At 72.8% G+C, this 15598-nt stretch carries 14 protein-coding genes and 1 pseudogene; 10 read left to right on the top strand and 5 right to left on the bottom strand.

The genetic code is table 11. The annotated features are described in order from the left end of the window. Window positions 1-125, top strand: a pseudogene (locus tag AC156L_RS40875) (DNA-3-methyladenine glycosylase 2 family protein); the annotation flags it as partial. 200 nt (window positions 126-325) lie between these two features. Here AC156L_RS40875 and AC156L_RS40870 read toward each other — a convergent pair. From AC156L_RS40870 to AC156L_RS40855, 4 genes are read right to left on the bottom strand one after another with little or no spacing between them, the layout of a single operon-like run. Next, a complete protein-coding gene (locus AC156L_RS40870; protein ID WP_330879238.1) occupies window positions 326-865 on the bottom strand; it encodes an NUDIX hydrolase in 540 nt (179 codons plus the stop codon). Further along, window positions 862-2196 (bottom strand): coenzyme F420-0:L-glutamate ligase, encoded by a 1335-nt coding sequence (locus tag AC156L_RS40865; protein WP_330879239.1) that lies wholly within the window; start codon window positions 2194-2196, stop codon window positions 862-864. The genes AC156L_RS40870 and AC156L_RS40865 overlap by 4 nt, the downstream gene beginning before the upstream one ends. Beyond that, window positions 2189-3157, bottom strand: coding sequence for a 2-phospho-L-lactate transferase (gene cofD, locus AC156L_RS40860; RefSeq protein WP_330879240.1), 969 nt, complete (start codon window positions 3155-3157; stop codon window positions 2189-2191). Before cofD ends, AC156L_RS40865 begins: the two co-directional genes overlap by 8 nt. Before the next feature lie 39 nt (window positions 3158-3196). Further along, a complete protein-coding gene (locus AC156L_RS40855; RefSeq protein ID WP_330879241.1) occupies window positions 3197-3952 on the bottom strand; it encodes a site-2 protease family protein in 756 nt (251 codons plus the stop codon). Window positions 3953-4273: 321 nt separating this feature from the next. Between AC156L_RS40855 and AC156L_RS40850 the strand changes: the two genes are divergently transcribed. Continuing rightward, a complete protein-coding gene (locus AC156L_RS40850; RefSeq protein WP_259627223.1) occupies window positions 4274-4522 on the top strand; it encodes a WhiB family transcriptional regulator in 249 nt (82 codons plus the stop codon). A 75-nt stretch (window positions 4523-4597) separates the two neighbouring features. Then, complete coding sequence (locus tag AC156L_RS40845; protein ID WP_414720042.1) at window positions 4598-7948, top strand: glycosyltransferase family 2 protein; 3351 nt, start codon at window positions 4598-4600, stop codon at window positions 7946-7948. Here the strand turns inward: AC156L_RS40845 and AC156L_RS40840 are convergent. After that, window positions 7932-8396, bottom strand: a complete 465-nt coding sequence (locus AC156L_RS40840) for a metallopeptidase family protein (protein ID WP_330879243.1) — start codon at window positions 8394-8396, stop codon at window positions 7932-7934. The genes AC156L_RS40845 and AC156L_RS40840 overlap by 17 nt on opposite strands. A 136-nt stretch (window positions 8397-8532) precedes the next feature. Between AC156L_RS40840 and AC156L_RS40835 the strand changes: the two genes are divergently transcribed. From AC156L_RS40835 to AC156L_RS40805, 7 genes are all read left to right on the top strand, one after another. Next, the gene (locus AC156L_RS40835; RefSeq protein WP_106187360.1) at window positions 8533-8904 is read left to right on the top strand and encodes a DUF3499 domain-containing protein; all 372 of its coding nucleotides are present in this window, start codon (window positions 8533-8535) and stop codon (window positions 8902-8904) included. A gap of 87 nt (window positions 8905-8991) precedes the next feature. Next, window positions 8992-10344: a phosphomannomutase/phosphoglucomutase gene (locus AC156L_RS40830; protein WP_330879244.1), complete on the top strand. Its 1353-nt coding sequence runs from the start codon at window positions 8992-8994 to the stop codon at window positions 10342-10344. A gap of 16 nt (window positions 10345-10360) precedes the next feature. Beyond that, window positions 10361-10606 carry a Trm112 family protein gene (locus AC156L_RS40825; RefSeq protein ID WP_330879245.1) on the top strand — a complete coding sequence of 82 codons (246 nt, stop codon included), beginning with the start codon at window positions 10361-10363 and terminating at the stop codon, window positions 10604-10606. 6 nt (window positions 10607-10612) lie between these two features. Then, window positions 10613-11689, top strand: coding sequence for an SIS domain-containing protein (locus tag AC156L_RS40820; protein WP_330879246.1), 1077 nt, complete (start codon window positions 10613-10615; stop codon window positions 11687-11689). 25 nt (window positions 11690-11714) lie between these two features. Then, entirely contained in the window at window positions 11715-12932 is a 1218-nt protein-coding gene (gene manA, locus AC156L_RS40815; protein ID WP_330879257.1) for a mannose-6-phosphate isomerase, class I, read from the top strand. 63 nt (window positions 12933-12995) lie between these two features. After that, window positions 12996-13922, top strand: coding sequence for a cation diffusion facilitator family transporter (locus AC156L_RS40810; RefSeq protein WP_330879247.1), 927 nt, complete (start codon window positions 12996-12998; stop codon window positions 13920-13922). 96 nt (window positions 13923-14018) lie between these two features. Next, the gene (locus tag AC156L_RS40805; protein WP_330879248.1) at window positions 14019-15554 is read left to right on the top strand and encodes an amino acid permease; all 1536 of its coding nucleotides are present in this window, start codon (window positions 14019-14021) and stop codon (window positions 15552-15554) included. The last annotated feature ends 44 nt before the right edge of the window (window positions 15555-15598 follow it).

The following is a 15598-nucleotide window of genomic DNA, read 5'->3' as shown; positions in this document are numbered from 1 at the left end:
TGGCGGAGGTGTTGGCTCCGTACTCCCCCCAGCGGCACCGCGCTGTTCGGTACGTGGAGGCTTCCGGGTTCCGGAAGCCCCGGTTCGGGCCTCGGTTCTCGCCTCGGGACTACCGGGCCATGTGAGGCCGGGGTCCTCGCCCCGATCGCGGTCGTCGTCCAGCCCTGCCGGCTCGACCAGCCCAGCCGGCACGGCCTGGCCGCGAGTCCTGCCTCGCCCGCCCAGCCAGCCCGGCCTGCCCAGCCCGGCCAGCCCCGCCTTGCCGGCTCAACCAGCCCAGCCGGCACGGCCTGCTCGACCCGCGAGCCCCGCCTTGCCCGCCCGGCTAGCGCAGTCTCGCCAGTGCTGCGTCGATCATGGGTGTCAGGTCGTCCACGTTGCCCGGCAGGGAGTCCAGGGGCCACCACTGGAGGTCCACCGACTCCGCGCTCCTCACCGGCTTCGCCCCCACCGGCGCCCTGACCAGGAACCTCACGTCGAAGTGGCGTGTGGGCAGGCCCAGCGAGCACGTGATCGGGTGGACGTCGAGGTGGATCGGTTGTGCTTCGATCCTCAGGCCGCGGATGCCCGATTCCTCCGTCGCCTCGCGCAGGGCCGCCGCTTGCAGGGTCTCGTCCGTTGGTTCGCAGTGGCCGCCCAGTTGCAGCCAGCGGCCCACCCTCGGGTGGAGGGTGAGCAGCGTTTGCTCGCCCGTGGCGTCCAGCACCAGTGCCGAGGCGGTGATGTGGCCCGGCTCGCACGAGCGGGCGCAGGCGTCCTCCCGTGCGCCCAGGAAGCCGAGGTACGCCTGCTTCAGCGACTCCTGGCCGTGGTCCTGCGGTGTCCAGGCGGTCAGTGTCGACACGGTGTCCGCGTGCAGCGTCACAGTTCCAGGAATCCTTCGTCCAGGTCGCGCGGTTGGCGCGGGGTGAGTGGTTCCTCCGGGTGGCCCACGGCCACCGCGCCCAGCGGCTCCCAGGAGTCGGGCAGGTCGAGCACCTCGCGGACCACGTCCGCGCAGAAGATCGTCGACGACACCCAGCACGACGCCACGCCCTCGGCCGCCAGGGCGACCAGCAGGCCCTGGACGGCGGCACCGCCCGCGATCGTGAACATCGTCACCTCCGCCGCGGCGCGGCGGGGGTCGGGGTAGTCGTGCGCGCCCTCGCGGACGAGGAACGGGAGCACGATCTCCGTCGCGCCGTGCAGCAGGTCGCCGCGCTTGACGCGGCGGGCGACGCGGTCGTCGTCCCAGCCGTCGGAGCGGAGGTCGGCCTCCCACCGCTGCCGCATCGCGGCGAGCAGGGCGGCCCTGCGGGAGCGGACGTGCACGAACCGCACCGGCCGCGTGTGGTGCGGAGCGGGTGCGGTCAGGGCCGCCGCCACGGCCCGGCGCAGCAGCGCCGGGTCGACCGGCTCACCGCTGAACGCGCGGACGGAGCGCCGCACCAGCACGGCCTCGGCGCGGCCCTGGGCGATGGCCTCCTCCGTGCCGAGCCGGAACAGGTCGTCCTCGATCGGACGGGTCAGGTCGCGGGCCGTGGAACCGTCATCCTCAATGGACAGTCCACGCAGGACGGCCACCGGGGTGGCACCGAGCTTGCCCTTCACCAGGTCCGCCGCGGCGGCGATCTCGTCTGCCACGGCGACCTCGGTCACCACGAGTTCGTTGCCCTGGCCGTCGACCTGGCCCCGGTAGCGGTGCACGACGGCCAAGCCCGCCGAGCCGATGGCGGCGTCGGTCTGGCCGATCCGCCACGCGCGGCCCATCGTGTCGGTGACGACGACCCCGACGGTGACCCCCAAGCGCGCCAACAGGTCGGCGCGCAGGGCCGCCGCCGAGGCGTCCGGGTCGACCGGCAGCAGCGCGATCTCGTCGCCCGCCACGTTCGACGCGTCGACGCCCGACGCGGCCTGCACGATCCCCAGCTTGTTCTGCGTGATGAGCGTCCGCGCCTTCCGGGCGATCACGCGCACGGACTCCGCCTCGACCCACCGCCGCCGGACGGCGTCGCGCTCCTCGGGATCGGCGGGAACGGTGACGAGCCTTCCCTCCACCTTGGACACGACCTTGCTCGTGACCACCACCACGTCGCCGTCGCGCAGCCACGGGGCCGCGGCGGCGAGGGCCGCGCCCAGGTCGTCGCCGGGGCGGAACTCGGGCAGGCCGGGGACCGGCAGCAGCTCGATCCCGCCGGGCGCGGAGTGGTCAGCCAACGTCGACCCCCGCGAGGTCCAGCGCCGCCGCGGCCATCGCGGCCGTGGCGTCCACATCGGACATCAGCAGCGGCACGGCGCGGACCGCGACGCCCTCGACGTCCGCGCGGTCGCCGGTGTGCACGAGCCAGCCGTCGAGGACGCCCTCCTCGGAGCACTTGCGGGACCCGTAGTGCCGTCCGACCGCCTCCGCGGTCGTCTCGACGCCGATCGCCGCCAGGCAGGCGTCGGCCATCCCGCGCAGCGGCTTGCCGCCGATGATGGGGGAGAGCCCGACCACACCCGCTTCGGTCTTCCGAAGAGCGTCCCGGATGCCCGGCACGCCGAGGATCGTCCCGACGCTGACGACCGGGTTGGACGGGGCGAGGAGCACGGCGTCGGCCGACCCGATGGCGTCCAGCACGCCAGGACCGGCCGTCGCGGTGTCGACGCCCACGGAGGCGAACGACCGGGCGGGCAGCTCGGCGCGGTGCCGGACCCACCACTCCTGGAAGTGGATCGCCTTCTGCTCGCCGTCCTGCTCGACGACGACGTGCGTCTCCACGCGGTCGTCCGACATCGGCAGGAGGGTCACCCCCGGCTGCCAGCGGGCGCACAGGGCCTCCGTGACGGCGGAGAGGGGGTAGCCCGCCCGCAGCATGCGCGTGCGCACCAGGTGCGTCGCCATGTCGCGGTCGCCGAGGCCGAACCACGTGGGTTCGGCGCCGTAGGCGGCCAGCTCCTCCTTGACGGTCCAGGACTCGTCCTGCCGCCCCCAACCGCGCTCGGCGTCGATCCCGCCGCCGAGCGTGTACATGCACGTGTCCAGGTCGGGAGTGATCCGCAGCCCGTGCATCCACACGTCGTCACCGGTGTTCACCACCGCGACGACCTCGTGCCCCGCCCCGGCCCCCAGGAGGGCCTTCAGGCCGACCAGGAACCGGGCACCGCCAACGCCACCCACCAAAACGACGACCTTCACGGGGCGCGATCCTCCCACGCGGTGCTTCCCACCGTTTCGTCAGCGCCAGAACATGAAGTTGAACTGCCCGAAGCCCGCGAAGGCCATCTCGCCGCCGATGAGCCCGAACACGCTCTCACCGAGGACGAAGAACACGCTCGCCACGGCCGGGAACGCGAACAGCGCGGCGAACAGCGCCAGCGGTGCCCACGGCCGGACCTTGGCGCCGAACTGCTGCGCCTTGTAGGGCATGTACGGCTCCCAGATGCCCCACCCGTCGAGGCCGGGGATGGGCAGCATGTTGAGCACGAACGCGATGATCTGGAGGTAGGCGAGGTACGAGAGCGCGGCGGCGAGTGCCACGGACGGGTTGAAAATCGCCACCGATCCGGCGAGGAGGACGCCGAGCACGAGGTTGGTCAGCGGACCCGCGAAGGACACCATGGACTCCACCCCCTTCGACCGCAGGGAGTGGTGGTTGATCCACACGGCACCACCCGGAAGGGGGATGCCGCCGAACGCCAGCAGCACCAGCGGTAGCACGATGCTCAGCACTGGATCGGTGTAGTGGCGGATGTCGAGGGTCAGGTAACCCTTGCCCGCGACGGAGTAGTCTCCACCCCGGTAGGCGATGATCGCGTGCCCGAATTCGTGCAGGCACAAGGAAACCGCCCATCCCCCGAGGATGAACAGCACGGTTCCGGTGATGGCGAGGGGACCTGTTTCGGCGCCGAAGGTGGTGAGCACGGCCCCCGCTGCCGTGACCGCCAACAGACCCAGGAACAGTGGACTGGGTCGCACAGCTGATCGCTTCACCCCATCAGTGTGGCCTGTCCCGCGGAGCGGTCTCTAGGCCGTTGGAGCTGCGGGCATCGCTGCGAGCGCGGGAGCAATCACCGTCTGTGCTGCTAGTCAAGGGTTTTGGGGCCATTCGCGGGAATATCCCCCGTCCTGTGGACTCGGCTTGACCCCTTGCTGTGACGCAGGTGTAATCACATCGGTGTCATTCGCTGTTGTGGGACTGCGAGTGGTGTCCGCCAACCGGGGAGAGCGGAAGGCGAGGAGGCGGACTGTATGCAGGAAATCGACGGGGATCGTGGCGTGGACCGGTTGGAGGGCCCGGCGCAGGAGCTGGGAATGCTGACCGAGTTGTACGACCCGACTGACGAGCAGGACTGGCAGGAGCGCGCCCTGTGCGCGCAGACCGACCCGGAGGCGTTCTTCCCCGAGAAGGGCGGATCCACCCGTGAGGCCAAGCGCATCTGCCTTGGCTGCGAGGTGCGTTCGGAATGCCTGGAGTACGCCTTGGCGCACGACGAGCGCTTCGGCATCTGGGGCGGCCTGTCCGAACGCGAGCGGAGGAAGCTCAAGAAGCGCGCCGTGTGAAAGCTCGCCGAACCGGCCCGTCGTGAGGAATGCTCAGCGGACGGGTGAGGCGGCGAGCGGCACGGGAGTGGGCACTTGGTGAGCAGTACCACTCCGCGGCTTCGGACCGCGCCGGTGTTGGCCGTGCTGGTCTGCCACGACGGGGACCAGTGGCTCGGCACGGCGCTGTCAGCGTTGCGCCGCCAAGAACCGAGGCCTCGTCACGTCATCGCGGTGGACACGGGGTCCACCGACCGCACGGCGAAGATGCTCGCGGAGGCCGCCGAAGGCCCCGACCGGATCCTCGACGGCGTCCTCGGGATGTCGAGGGGCACCGGGTTCGCCACCGCCGTGCACGCCGCCGTCGACCACGCCGTCCAGCGCTGGGGCGACCCCGGCCGGTGGATCTGGCTCCTGCACGACGACAGCGCGCCCGAACCGGACTGCCTGTCGTCGCTGCTGACCGCGGCCGAGCTGTCGCCGAGCGCCGCCGTGCTCGGCCCGCTGGCCCTGGACTGGGCCGACCCCAGGCTCGTCGTCGAGGCGGGTGTCTCGACCGACTCCTCCGGCCACCGGCAGACCGGCCTCGGACCGGCCGAACCGGACTGGAGCCGCTTCGGCCCCGGCGGTGCCGTGCGGTTCGAGCAGAGCACCGAGGCGCTCGCGGTGTCCTCGGCGGGCTCGCTGATCAGGCGCGCCGTCTGGCAGGACCTCGGCGGCTACGACAAGCGCATGCCGCTGCTGCGCGACGACGTCGACTTCGGCTGGCGCGCCAACCGCGCCGGGCACCTCGTGCTGTGCGTGCCGGTGGCGAGGATGCGCCACGTCCGCGCCGCGTCGCGCGGGCTGCGGAGGCTGGACGCGGTCGCCGCCCGCCCCGGCCCGCTGCTGCGCGGCGTCGACCGCGCGCACGGCCTCCGGACGTTCCTGGCGAACACGTCGACGCCCTCGTTCCTGCTCGGCCTGCCCCGCCTCGCCGTGCTCCAGGTGCTGCGCGCGCTCGGGTTCGTGCTGCTGCGCAGGTGGACGGACGCGCGCGGCGAGTTCGGCGCGCTGCGCTACCTGCTCAGCGGCCGGGCCGGGCTGCTCGCCGCCCGCGGGAGCAGGAGCGGGGGCTCCGGCGCGGTCCGCGGCCTGGTGACCAGCCGCACGACCAGGTTCCGCAACGCCGTCCGCTCGGCCACCTCGTACCTGATCCGCCGCCGCGTCGAGGCGGACGTCAGCCTCGGCAGGCTGCCCGAGGACGAGCGCGGGCCGAGCTGGCGCCCGCCGCCGTCCGCGAAGGACGCCCGCCGCAGGGCCGTCGGCCCGGACGCCCTGCCCGCGGGCGCGCTCGGCCGGGGCCTCCCGGTGCGCGCGACCAGCGGGCTGCGCCGTCCCGCCACCGTGGTGCCGGTCGCGACGGAGGCGCCCGAGCTGGCGCCCGCGCTGCGGCCGAGCCCGAAACCCCGGCCGTCGCCGGTGCCCAGGGGCTCCCGGCCGGAACCCGACCTGGTCTTCGTGGAGGTCGACCGGGCCCGCGTGCTGCGGTCCCTGCTGCTCGGGCCCCCGCTGGTCCTGCTGCTGGGCCTGACCCTGTTCGCGCTGGTGGCGAACTCGGGCAGGCTCGGTCTCGACCTGTCCGGCGGTCGCCTGCTCCCGGTCCAGGGCCTCGGCGAGACGTGGTCGGGCTACCTGGCCGCGTGGAACCCGGTGAGCGGCGGCACGACCGCGCCCGCCCCGGCGTCGCTCGCGGTCCTCGGCCTGCTCGGCTCCGTCCTCGGTGGACCGTCCGCCGTGGTGGCGCTCGTCCTGCTGTTCGACGCGCCGCTCGCCGCGCTGGCCGCGTACGTCGCCAGCAGGCACGTGCGGGTCCGCCGCCCGGTGCGGGCCGTGGTCGCCGCCGCGTACGGCCTGCTGCCCGCCGCGACCTCCGCGGTCAGCCAGGGACGGCTCGACGTGGTCGTGGTCCACGTCCTCGCGCCGCTGGTCTTCGCGGGCGTGCTCGGGGTGCTGCGCGGCGCGGGCGGCAGGCTGTGGCTGCCGGTGGTGTCCGGCACCGCGTTCACCACCGCGCTGGTCGGCGCGTTCTCGCCGCTGGTGCACGTGCTGGTCGTCGTCGGCGCGCTGATCGGCTTCGTGGCCGTCCCCGGTCCGGAGGGCGAGGGCCGCCGCCGGGTGGCCGGGCTGTTCGCCGTCGTGCTGCTGCCCGTCGCGCTGCTGCTGCCGTGGCCCGCGGTGGTCCTCCAGCACCCCGTGGTGCTCCTGCACGGCACCGGAGCGGTCCTGGCCACCCCGGAGGTCGGGCCGCTCGACCTGGTCGCCCTGCGGCCGGGCGGGCCCGGCGCGCTGCCGCTCGTGGGAGCGCTGGTGCTGCTGGCCGCGCTCGGCGCGCTGGCGGTGCGGCCGAACCGGGCGATGCTGCCAGGCCTCGGCGTGGTCGTCCTCGGCGTCGTGGCGGGCGCGGCTCTGCTCGCCGTGCCGATGACCCCGCTGACCGGTGGTTCCGCCCAGCACGGGTGGACCGGCGCGCCGCTGGTGCTGCTCGGCTGGGGCCTGCTGTGGGTCGTCCTGGCCGCGTGCGGGCGCGACGGCCCACCCGCGAGCGCTCGCGTCCGGCACCTGGTGTCCGTGGCGGGCGTCGTGGCCGTCGTCGGCCTCGCCTGCTCCGGCGTCCTCGGCCTGCGCGAGGGCCCGCTGCGGACCGGCGCGGGCGAGCTGCCGTCCACCGTGGCCCACGAGCTGCCCCGCACCGGGCGCGCGGTGCTGGTGCTCGGCGTGAACGGCGAGCCGACCCGCCAGGTCGCGGGCCGGATGCCGTCCTTCGGCGACGACGACCTCGTGCCGACGTCCTCCAGCCCGGCCCGGCTGAGCCGCTGGACCCGCGACCTGACCGGGGGCACCCCCGACGCCGCGCGGCTGGCGCTCGCGCAGGCCGCCGCGGCCGGGGTCGCGTTCGTCGTGCTGCCCGACGCCACCGCGGCCGACGGGCTGCGCGCCGCCGTCGGCGACCTCGTCGCGGACGCGCCCCCGACGACCGACGGCCGTCCGGTGCTGCGCGTCCAGCTGGCGGCGGGCAACGCCGTCCTGCTGTCGCCGGAACTGGCCCGCCGCGCCCGGTCCGGCGGCAACCCGCCGACGGAGCTGGGCGTCCCCGGCATCGCCCCGGTCGAGTCCGGCCCGCCGTCGGCCGCCATGCGCGTCTCGGAGGGCCCGGAGGGCCGGGTGCTCGTGCTGGCCGCGGAGGACGAGCCCGGCTGGCGGGCGGTGGTCGACGGCCGACCGGCCCCGGTGTCCCGCGTGTGGGGCCACCAGGTCGGCGTCACGGTGCCGACCACGGCCAGCGAGGTGCGGATCGAGGCGCCGGGTTCGGTGCGCGAGCTGTTGCTGCTGCTCCAGGCCGCCGCGGCCCTGTTCACCCTGCTGACGGCCATCCCGTCACGGGCGGTGGCTACTCCCCGTCGATGACGTCCGGGTCGAGGCCGAGGTAGTTCGCGACCTGCTCCACCAGCACGTCGTGCACGAGGTCGGAGAGGTCGGCGCCGTCCTTGGCGCGCGCTTCGAGCGGTCGCCGGTAGAGCACGATCCGCGCCCGCGTCGGTCCGCCGGACTTGTCCGAGGCTGCGGGCATGAGCCGTGCGAGCGGGACGTTGCCGTCCTCGACGACCCCGCCGTCCTCGCTGTCGGTCGGCTGCACGTCCGGCACGTCGTCCACCGCCACGTCGAGCTGCGTCAGCTCCGTGCGCCACCGCGCCTCGATCGGTTCGAGGGCTTCGAGCACCAGCGCGTCGAACCGCTCGGCCCGGCTGCGGGCGGCGGGGAGGGTCGCCGGGTACAGCGGACCGCGCAGGCCTCTCCCGTGCCTGTCGCGATTGCGTCGCCGAGGAGAACCCTGCCGCCACGAACCCCGAGCCATCACCACACCGCAAGCCTAGTTGCCCAGCTCCGGAGGTACTCAATCCCGCCCCGCGGATACCTGGACGAGAGGTGTCTCACGTCAAAACCAGCGTGCCTCCGACACGGCGGGAGCGAGACGCGCTATCGTCCCCGCCGTGCGGAGCGTGAGACGGTGCTCGCGAACCGGGTGCGCTAACCCGGCAGTCGCCACGCTCACCTATGCCTATGCGGACTCCACCGCTGTCGTCGGTCCCCTCGCCACGTACTCCGAACCGCACAGCTACGACCTGTGCGAGGAGCACGCGTTGAGGCTCACCGCCCCCCGCGGGTGGGAAGTCGTGAGGTACCAGGGTGAGTTCGCGGCTCCAGAGCCGACCGTGGACGACCTGACGGCGTTGGCCGAGGCGGTGCGCGAGGCGGGACGGGCTGATCGGCCGCTGGAGGTGCGCGATCTCCAGCGCGATCTCCAGACGGGCAACATACGGCGGGGTCACCTGCGCGTTCTGCCTGATCCGCACGAGGACTGAGTCACCGGGCGCGTCACCGGTAGGCTTCCGGCCGGGTGGTGTCAAGAGCTGCCCGCAGCCGAGTGTGTCCAGCCGAGGAGTGTCCGCGTGCGCGATCTGTCCGGCGTCGTCAAGGCCTACGACGTGCGTGGTGTGGTGGGCGAGCAGCTCGACGCCGCCGTCGTCCGCGACCTGGGCGCCGCGTTCGCGCGCCTGGTCGGCGGCCCCGCCGTCGTCATCGGCCACGACATGCGCGATTCCTCGCCGGAGCTGTCGAGCGCCTTCGCCGACGGTGTGGCGGCGCAGGGCGTCGACGTCATCAGCATCGGCCTCGCGAGCACGGACATGCTGTACTTCGCCTCCGGCAAGCTCGACCTGCCCGGCGCCATGTTCACCGCGAGCCACAACCCGGCGGAGTACAACGGCATCAAGCTGTGCCGCGCGGGCGCGTCGCCGGTCGGCCAGGACACCGGGTTGGCGCAGGTCCGCGAGGACGCCGAGCGCGGTGTCCCGGACGCGGAGGGCGTCACGCCCGGCTCGCGCTCCGAGCGCGACCTGCTCGCCGACTACGCCGCCTACCTGCTGGACCTGGTCGACCTGTCGGGGAGCCGCCCGCTGAAGGTCGTCGTGGACGCGGGCAACGGCATGGGCGGCTACACGGTGCCCGAGGTCTTCAAGGGCCTGCCGATCGAGGTCGTGCCGATGTACTTCGAGCTGGACGGCAACTTCCCGAACCACGAGGCCAACCCGCTGGACCCGAAGAACCTGGTCGACCTCCAGGCCAAGGTCGTCGAGGTCGGCGCGGACGCCGGGGTGGCGTTCGACGGCGACGCGGACCGCTGCTTCGTGATCGACGAGCGCGGCGAGCCGGTGTCGCCGTCCGCGATCACCGCGCTGGTGGCCGTGCGCGAGCTGGCCAAGGACCCCGGTGCCACGGTGATCCACAACCTGATCACCTCCAAGGCCGTGCCGGAGATCGTCGCCGAGCACGGCGGCAAGCCGGTCCGCACCCGCGTCGGCCACTCGTTCATCAAGGCCGAGATGGCGACCACGGGCGCGATCTTCGGCGGCGAGCACTCCGCCCACTACTACTTCCGGCAGTTCTGGAACGCCGACACCGGCATGCTGGCCGCGCTGCACGTGCTGGCCGCGCTGGGCGAGCAGCCGGGCCCGCTGTCCGAGCTGACCCGCGAGTACGAGCGGTACGCGGCGTCCGGCGAGGTCAACTCGACCGTCGCGGACCAGGCCGACCGCATTTCGGCCATCAAGGCAACCTTCGGGGCGCGGAACGGCGTCACCTTCGACGAGCTCGACGGTCTCACCGTCGAACTCCCCGACGGTTCGTGGTTCAACCTGCGGGCGTCCAACACCGAACCGCTGCTCCGCCTGAACGTGGAAGCCGCCGACTCCGACGCGGTCGCCGCATTGCGGGACGAAGTCCTCGCGATCGTGCGCGGCTGACGAAAGGGAACGACCAATGGCAGTGCAACTCGACGCCCAGCTGCTGGACATCCTGGCGTGCCCGTGCCCCGAGCACGGCGCGCTGCTGGTCGGCGCTCCGCTGACCGGCGCATCGGCCGACCCGGCTGAGTGGGATCAATCGGCGAACTTCCTGACGTGCTCGGTGTGCCACCGCTCGTACCCCGTCACGGACGGCATCCCGGTGCTGCTGCTCGACGAGGCCGTGCGGCTGGACGCCGACCAGGACCCGACGGCCGGGTGACCTGGCGTGTTCGACGACAGCTTGCTGGACGACTCCACCCGGATCGGTGAGAACGACACCGGTGGCTGGCTGCGCGCCGCCGCGCACGCGGGTGCGCAGGTCCGCGCCACCGCGGAGGTCGCGGCGGAGCTGGGCGTGGCGAGGATGTTCGAGGAACGGCCGCGCGCGCTGGTCCTGCTGACCCGTCCCGGTGTCGGCACGTCGGTCGCGAAGCTCTCGTCCGCGCTGCTGGGCCCGGCGTGCCCGGTACCGGTGGTCGTCGCGGACGAGCTGCCGCCGTGGGTCGGCGCGCTGGACGTCGTGCTCGCGCACACCGAGGACCCCGGCGACCACGTGCTGGCCGAGTCGATCCACCGCGCGGGCCGCCGCGGCGCGCGCGTGCTGCTGACCGCCGAGCCGGACGGGCCGGTGGCCGCGTCGGCCGCGGGCCACGCGCTGCTGATCCCGCCGCGGGTGCCCGTGCCGCAGGGCTTCGGGTTCGCGCGGGCGTTCGGCGGCTGGCTGGTCGCGCTGAACACCATGGGCCTGCTCAAGACGGACGTCGGCCTGATCGCGGACGAGCTGGACCGCGAGGCCGAGCGCGACCACCCGATGCACGAGTCGTTCGTGAACCCGGCGAAGTCGCTGGCGCTGCGGATCGCCGACCGCACCCCGCTGCTGTGGGGGCTGGACCACCCGGCGACGGCGGTCGCGGCGCACGGTGCGGGGATGCTCGCCTGCTACGCGGGTGTGGTCAGCGACGTGGCCGGGTACCCGCAGGCGCTCACCAAGTCGGTCCTGCACCGCCGCGCCGTCCAGTCCACGTCCGCCGAGGACCTGTTCGCGGACCCCGACGACGAACCGACCGGCCAGGTCAGGGTGCTGCTGCTCGCGGTGCGGCAGGGACAGCTCGCCGAGATCGCCCGTCGAGCCGCGCACGAGACGCTGCCGGGGGCCGACGTGCTCGAACCGGCTGAGGAAGTGACCGGTGGCGACGCGGTGTGCGCCGCGCTGCTCGCACTGCGGTTCGAACTGGCCGCGCTCTACCTGGGTCTCGCCGCGGGGAAGCTGGGCGGACCGGGGCTGTACGCACCGGCGGTCTGACGCCGACGAGGGAGTGGACGAGACCGTGGAACTGCTGCACAACGCGATCCGGCCGTACGCGTGGGGCTCGCGCACGGCCATCTCAGAGCTGCTCGGCAAGACCGTTCCCGCGCCGCACCCCGAGGCCGAGCTGTGGATGGGGGCGCACCCCGGCGACCCGTCGAGGGTGGTCGGGGCGGACGGCGGGGAGCGGTCGCTGCTGGAGCTGGTGGCGGAGGACCCGGAGGGGCAGCTCGGCGAGGGAGTCGCGAGCCGCTGGGGCGGCAGGCTGCCGTTCCTGATGAAGGTGCTCGCCGCCGAGGAGGCGCTGAGCCTCCAGGCCCACCCGTCCGCGGCGCAGGCCGCCGAGGGGTTCGCGGCGGAGGAGCGGGCAGGCGTGCCGATGGACGCGCCGACCCGCAACTACAAGGACCCGTCGCCGAAGCCGGAGCTGATCTGCGCGCTGACCGAGTTCCACGCGCTGGCCGGTTTCCGCGACCCGCACCGCACCGCGGCGCTGCTGCGGTCGCTGGACGCGCCGGACTTCGCGCCGTACGCGGAACTCCTCGCGGGCCAGCCGGACGCGCAGGGCCTGCGGGCGCTGTTCACCACGTTGATCACGCTGCCGCAGACCGCGCTGGACCAGCTGCTGCCCCAGGTGCTGGACGCGTGCGTGCTGCACGTCAAGGAGCGCGGCGAGTTCGACCTGGAGTGCCGCACGGTCCTGGAGCTGGGCGAGGCCTACCCCGGTGACGCCGGGGTGCTGGCGGCGCTGCTGCTCAACCGCCTGGTGCTCCAGCCGGGCGAAGCCGTCCACCTGCCCGCGGGCAACCTGCACGCCTACCTGCACGGCACCGGCATCGAGATCCTGGCGAACTCCGACAACGTCCTGCGCTGCGGTCTCACCCCCAAGCACGTGGACGTGCCCGAACTGCTGCGCGTCCTGGACTTCACCTGCGGCGACATGCCCGTCCAGCGCGGTGAGGAGGTCGTTCCCGGCCTGGCGGTCTACCGCACCCCGTCGTCGGAGTTCGAGCTCTCGCGCCTGGACCTCACCGCGGGCGCGGACGTCCGCATCGACGACGCGGGCCCGCAGATCCTGCTGTGCGTCGGCGGCGCGGCGACCGTGCTGGACGGCCGCGGCGGCGAACTCGACCTGGCCAAGGGGCAGTCCATGTGGCTCGCCGCGCACGACCCCGAGGTGGTCGTCCGGTCGTCGGGTGACGAACCCGCACTCGTCTTCCGGGCGACCGCCGGCTCCTGAGGCGGTCGGGCCCGTTAGGGTTCGCCTCGACGAATCGGACTTCGACCTCACCAGGGAGCCAACGTGTCAGCAGGGGGCGGAACCAAGGCGATCATCGCCGCGCTCGTGGCCAATGCCGGGATCGCCGTCGCGAAGTTCGTCGGCTTCCTGGTCACGGGGTCGTCGTCGATGCTCGCGGAGTCGGTGCACTCGCTCGCCGACACGTCCAACCAGGGGCTCCTGCTGCTGGGGCAGAAGACCTCGCAGCGCGCGGCGACCCGCAACCACCCGTTCGGCTTCGGTCGCGACCGGTACTTCTACTCGTTCATCGTCGCGCTGATGCTGTTCACCCTCGGCTCGGCGTTCGCGCTCTACGAGGGCATCCACAAGCTCCAGCACCCCGAGGCGCTGTCGTCGCCGATGGTCGCGGTGGTGATCCTGGTCGTCGCGATCGGCCTGGAGACCTACAGCTTCATGACGGCCATCAAGGAGTCGAAGCTGATCAAGGGCAACGCGACCTGGTGGCAGTTCATCCGCCAGTCGAAGGTGCCCGAGCTGCCCGTCGTGCTCCTGGAGGACGCGGGCGCGCTGATCGGCCTGATCCTGGCGCTCGTCGGTGTCGGTCTCGCGACGATCACCGGCGACCCGGTGTGGGACGCGCTCGGCACGATCTCCATCGGTGTCCTGCTGGGCGTCATCGCGATCATCCTGATCATCGAGATGAAGAGCCTGCTGATCGGCGAGGGCTCCTCGCCCGCCGAGCTGGACGTGCTGGAGGCCGAGCTGGCCAAGGGCAAGGTGGAGAGCGTCATCCACATCCGCACCCAGTACATCGGCCCGGACGAGCTGCTGGTGGCCGCCAAGATCGCGCTCAACCCCGGCCTGACCGTCGCCGAGACGGCCGAGGCGATCAACGACGCCGAGCTGCGCGTGCGCAACAAGATCCCGGCCGCCCGGCTCATCTACCTGGAGCCGGACCTGGACCGCAGCGTGGCCGACGCGAACCCCTGATCGGCGTCCGGGGGACCCGGTCGTCCTGACGCGCCCCGGCACGCGTGGACCCCTAGGGTGAAAGGTCGTACTTCACCCTGCAAGAGGAGGACCACCGTGCCGGGGAACGGACTGTGGCGCACCAAGTCCATCGAGCAGTCCATCGAGGACACCGACGAGCCGGACACCAAGCTCCGCAAGGACCTCACGTCCTGGGACCTGATGGTGTTCGGCGTCGCCGTGGTCATCGGGGCGGGCATCTTCACCGTCGCCGCGCAGACCGCGGGCGACCTGGCCGGGCCGTCGGTCTCGCTGTCGTTCGTGCTGGCGGCCATCGCGTGCGGTCTGGCGGCGCTCTGCTACGCCGAGTTCGCCTCGACGGTGCCGGTCGCCGGTAGCGCGTACACCTTCTCCTACGCCACCTTCGGCGAGCTGGTGGCGTGGATCATCGGGTGGGACCTGGTGCTGGAGTTCGCGGTCGGCTCGGCCGCCGTGGCCAAGGGCTGGTCGTCCTACCTCCAGATCGTGCTGGCACAGGTGGGCTTGGAGGCCAAGACGACCGTCGCGGTCGGCTCGGTCGACTTCGACTGGGGCGCCGTGCTGCTGGTCCTCGCCCTCACCGTGCTGCTGGTCCTCGGCACCAAGCTGTCGTCGCGCGTCAGCCAGGTGATCACCGCCATCAAGGTCCTCGTCGTGCTGCTGGTGATCGTGGTCGGCATCGGCTACATCAAGGCGTCGAACTACACGCCGTACATCCCGTCCGCCGAGACCGGCGGGTCCGGCGTCGGCTCCGAGGGTCTGGAGCAGTCGCTGTTCTCGCTGATCACCGGCCAGGAGGGCAGCACGTTCGGCGTCTACGGCATGCTCGCCGCCGCGTCGCTGGTGTTCTTCGCGTTCATCGGCTTCGACGTCGTCGCCACCGCCGCCGAGGAGACCCGCAACCCGCAGCGTGACCTGCCGCGCGGCATCATCGGCTCGCTGGTCATCGTCACCGTGCTGTACGTGGCGGTGGCGCTGGTGATCACCGGCATGGTCCCGTACACCGACCTCAAGACCTCCGCCGACGGCACGCCCGCGAACCTGGCGACGGCGTTCGCGAACCTGGGCGTCGACTGGGCGGCCAACGTCATCTCCGTCGGCGCGCTGGCCGGTCTGACGACCGTGGTCATGGTCCTGATGCTGGGCCAGACCCGCGTGCTGTTCGCGATGTCCCGCGACGGCCTGCTGCCGAGGGGCCTGGCGAAGACCGGCAAGCACGGCACCCCCACCAGGGTCACGATCCTGGTCGGCACGCTGATCGCGCTGGCCGCCGGGTTCTTCCCGGCGGGCAAGCTGGCCGAGATGGTGAACGTCGGCACGCTGTTCGCGTTCATCCTCGTCTCGGCGGGTGTGCTGGTCCTGCGCAAGACGCGCCCCGACCTCCAGCGCGGATTCCGCACGCCGCTCGTGCCGCTCGTGCCGATCCTCGCGATCCTCGCCTGCCTGTGGCTGATGCTGAACCTGACCGCGTTGACGTGGGTCCGGTTCCTCATCTGGATGGCGGCGGGTGTCGTCGTGTACTTCGTCTACGGCAAGAGCCACTCGGTGCTGGCGCTGCGGGAGAGCGGGAAGCTCACCTCGGAGCCCGTGGTGAAACCGACCGACCGCTCGTGACCCGCCGGTGTGGTCGGCTCCCGCGTTGGGGGTGCCGACCACAC

The sequence above is a fragment of the Umezawaea sp. genome (assembly GCF_057122925.1).
The sequence above is the reverse complement of the archived record's forward strand: the minus strand, read 5'-3'. Positions and strand labels throughout refer to the sequence as shown.

Bases quoted from the DNA above. Each gene is read 5' to 3' on its own strand.
- AC156L_RS40850 (WP_259627223.1), top strand. From the start codon at position 4,274: ATGCTGACCGAGTTGTACGACCCGACTGACGAGCAGGACTGGCAGGAG.
- AC156L_RS40840 (WP_330879243.1), bottom strand. From the start codon at position 8,396: ATGGCTCGGGGTTCGTGGCGGCAGGGTTCTCCTCGGCGACGCAATCGC.
- AC156L_RS40825 (WP_330879245.1), top strand. From the start codon at position 10,361: ATGGCAGTGCAACTCGACGCCCAGCTGCTGGACATCCTGGCGTGCCCG.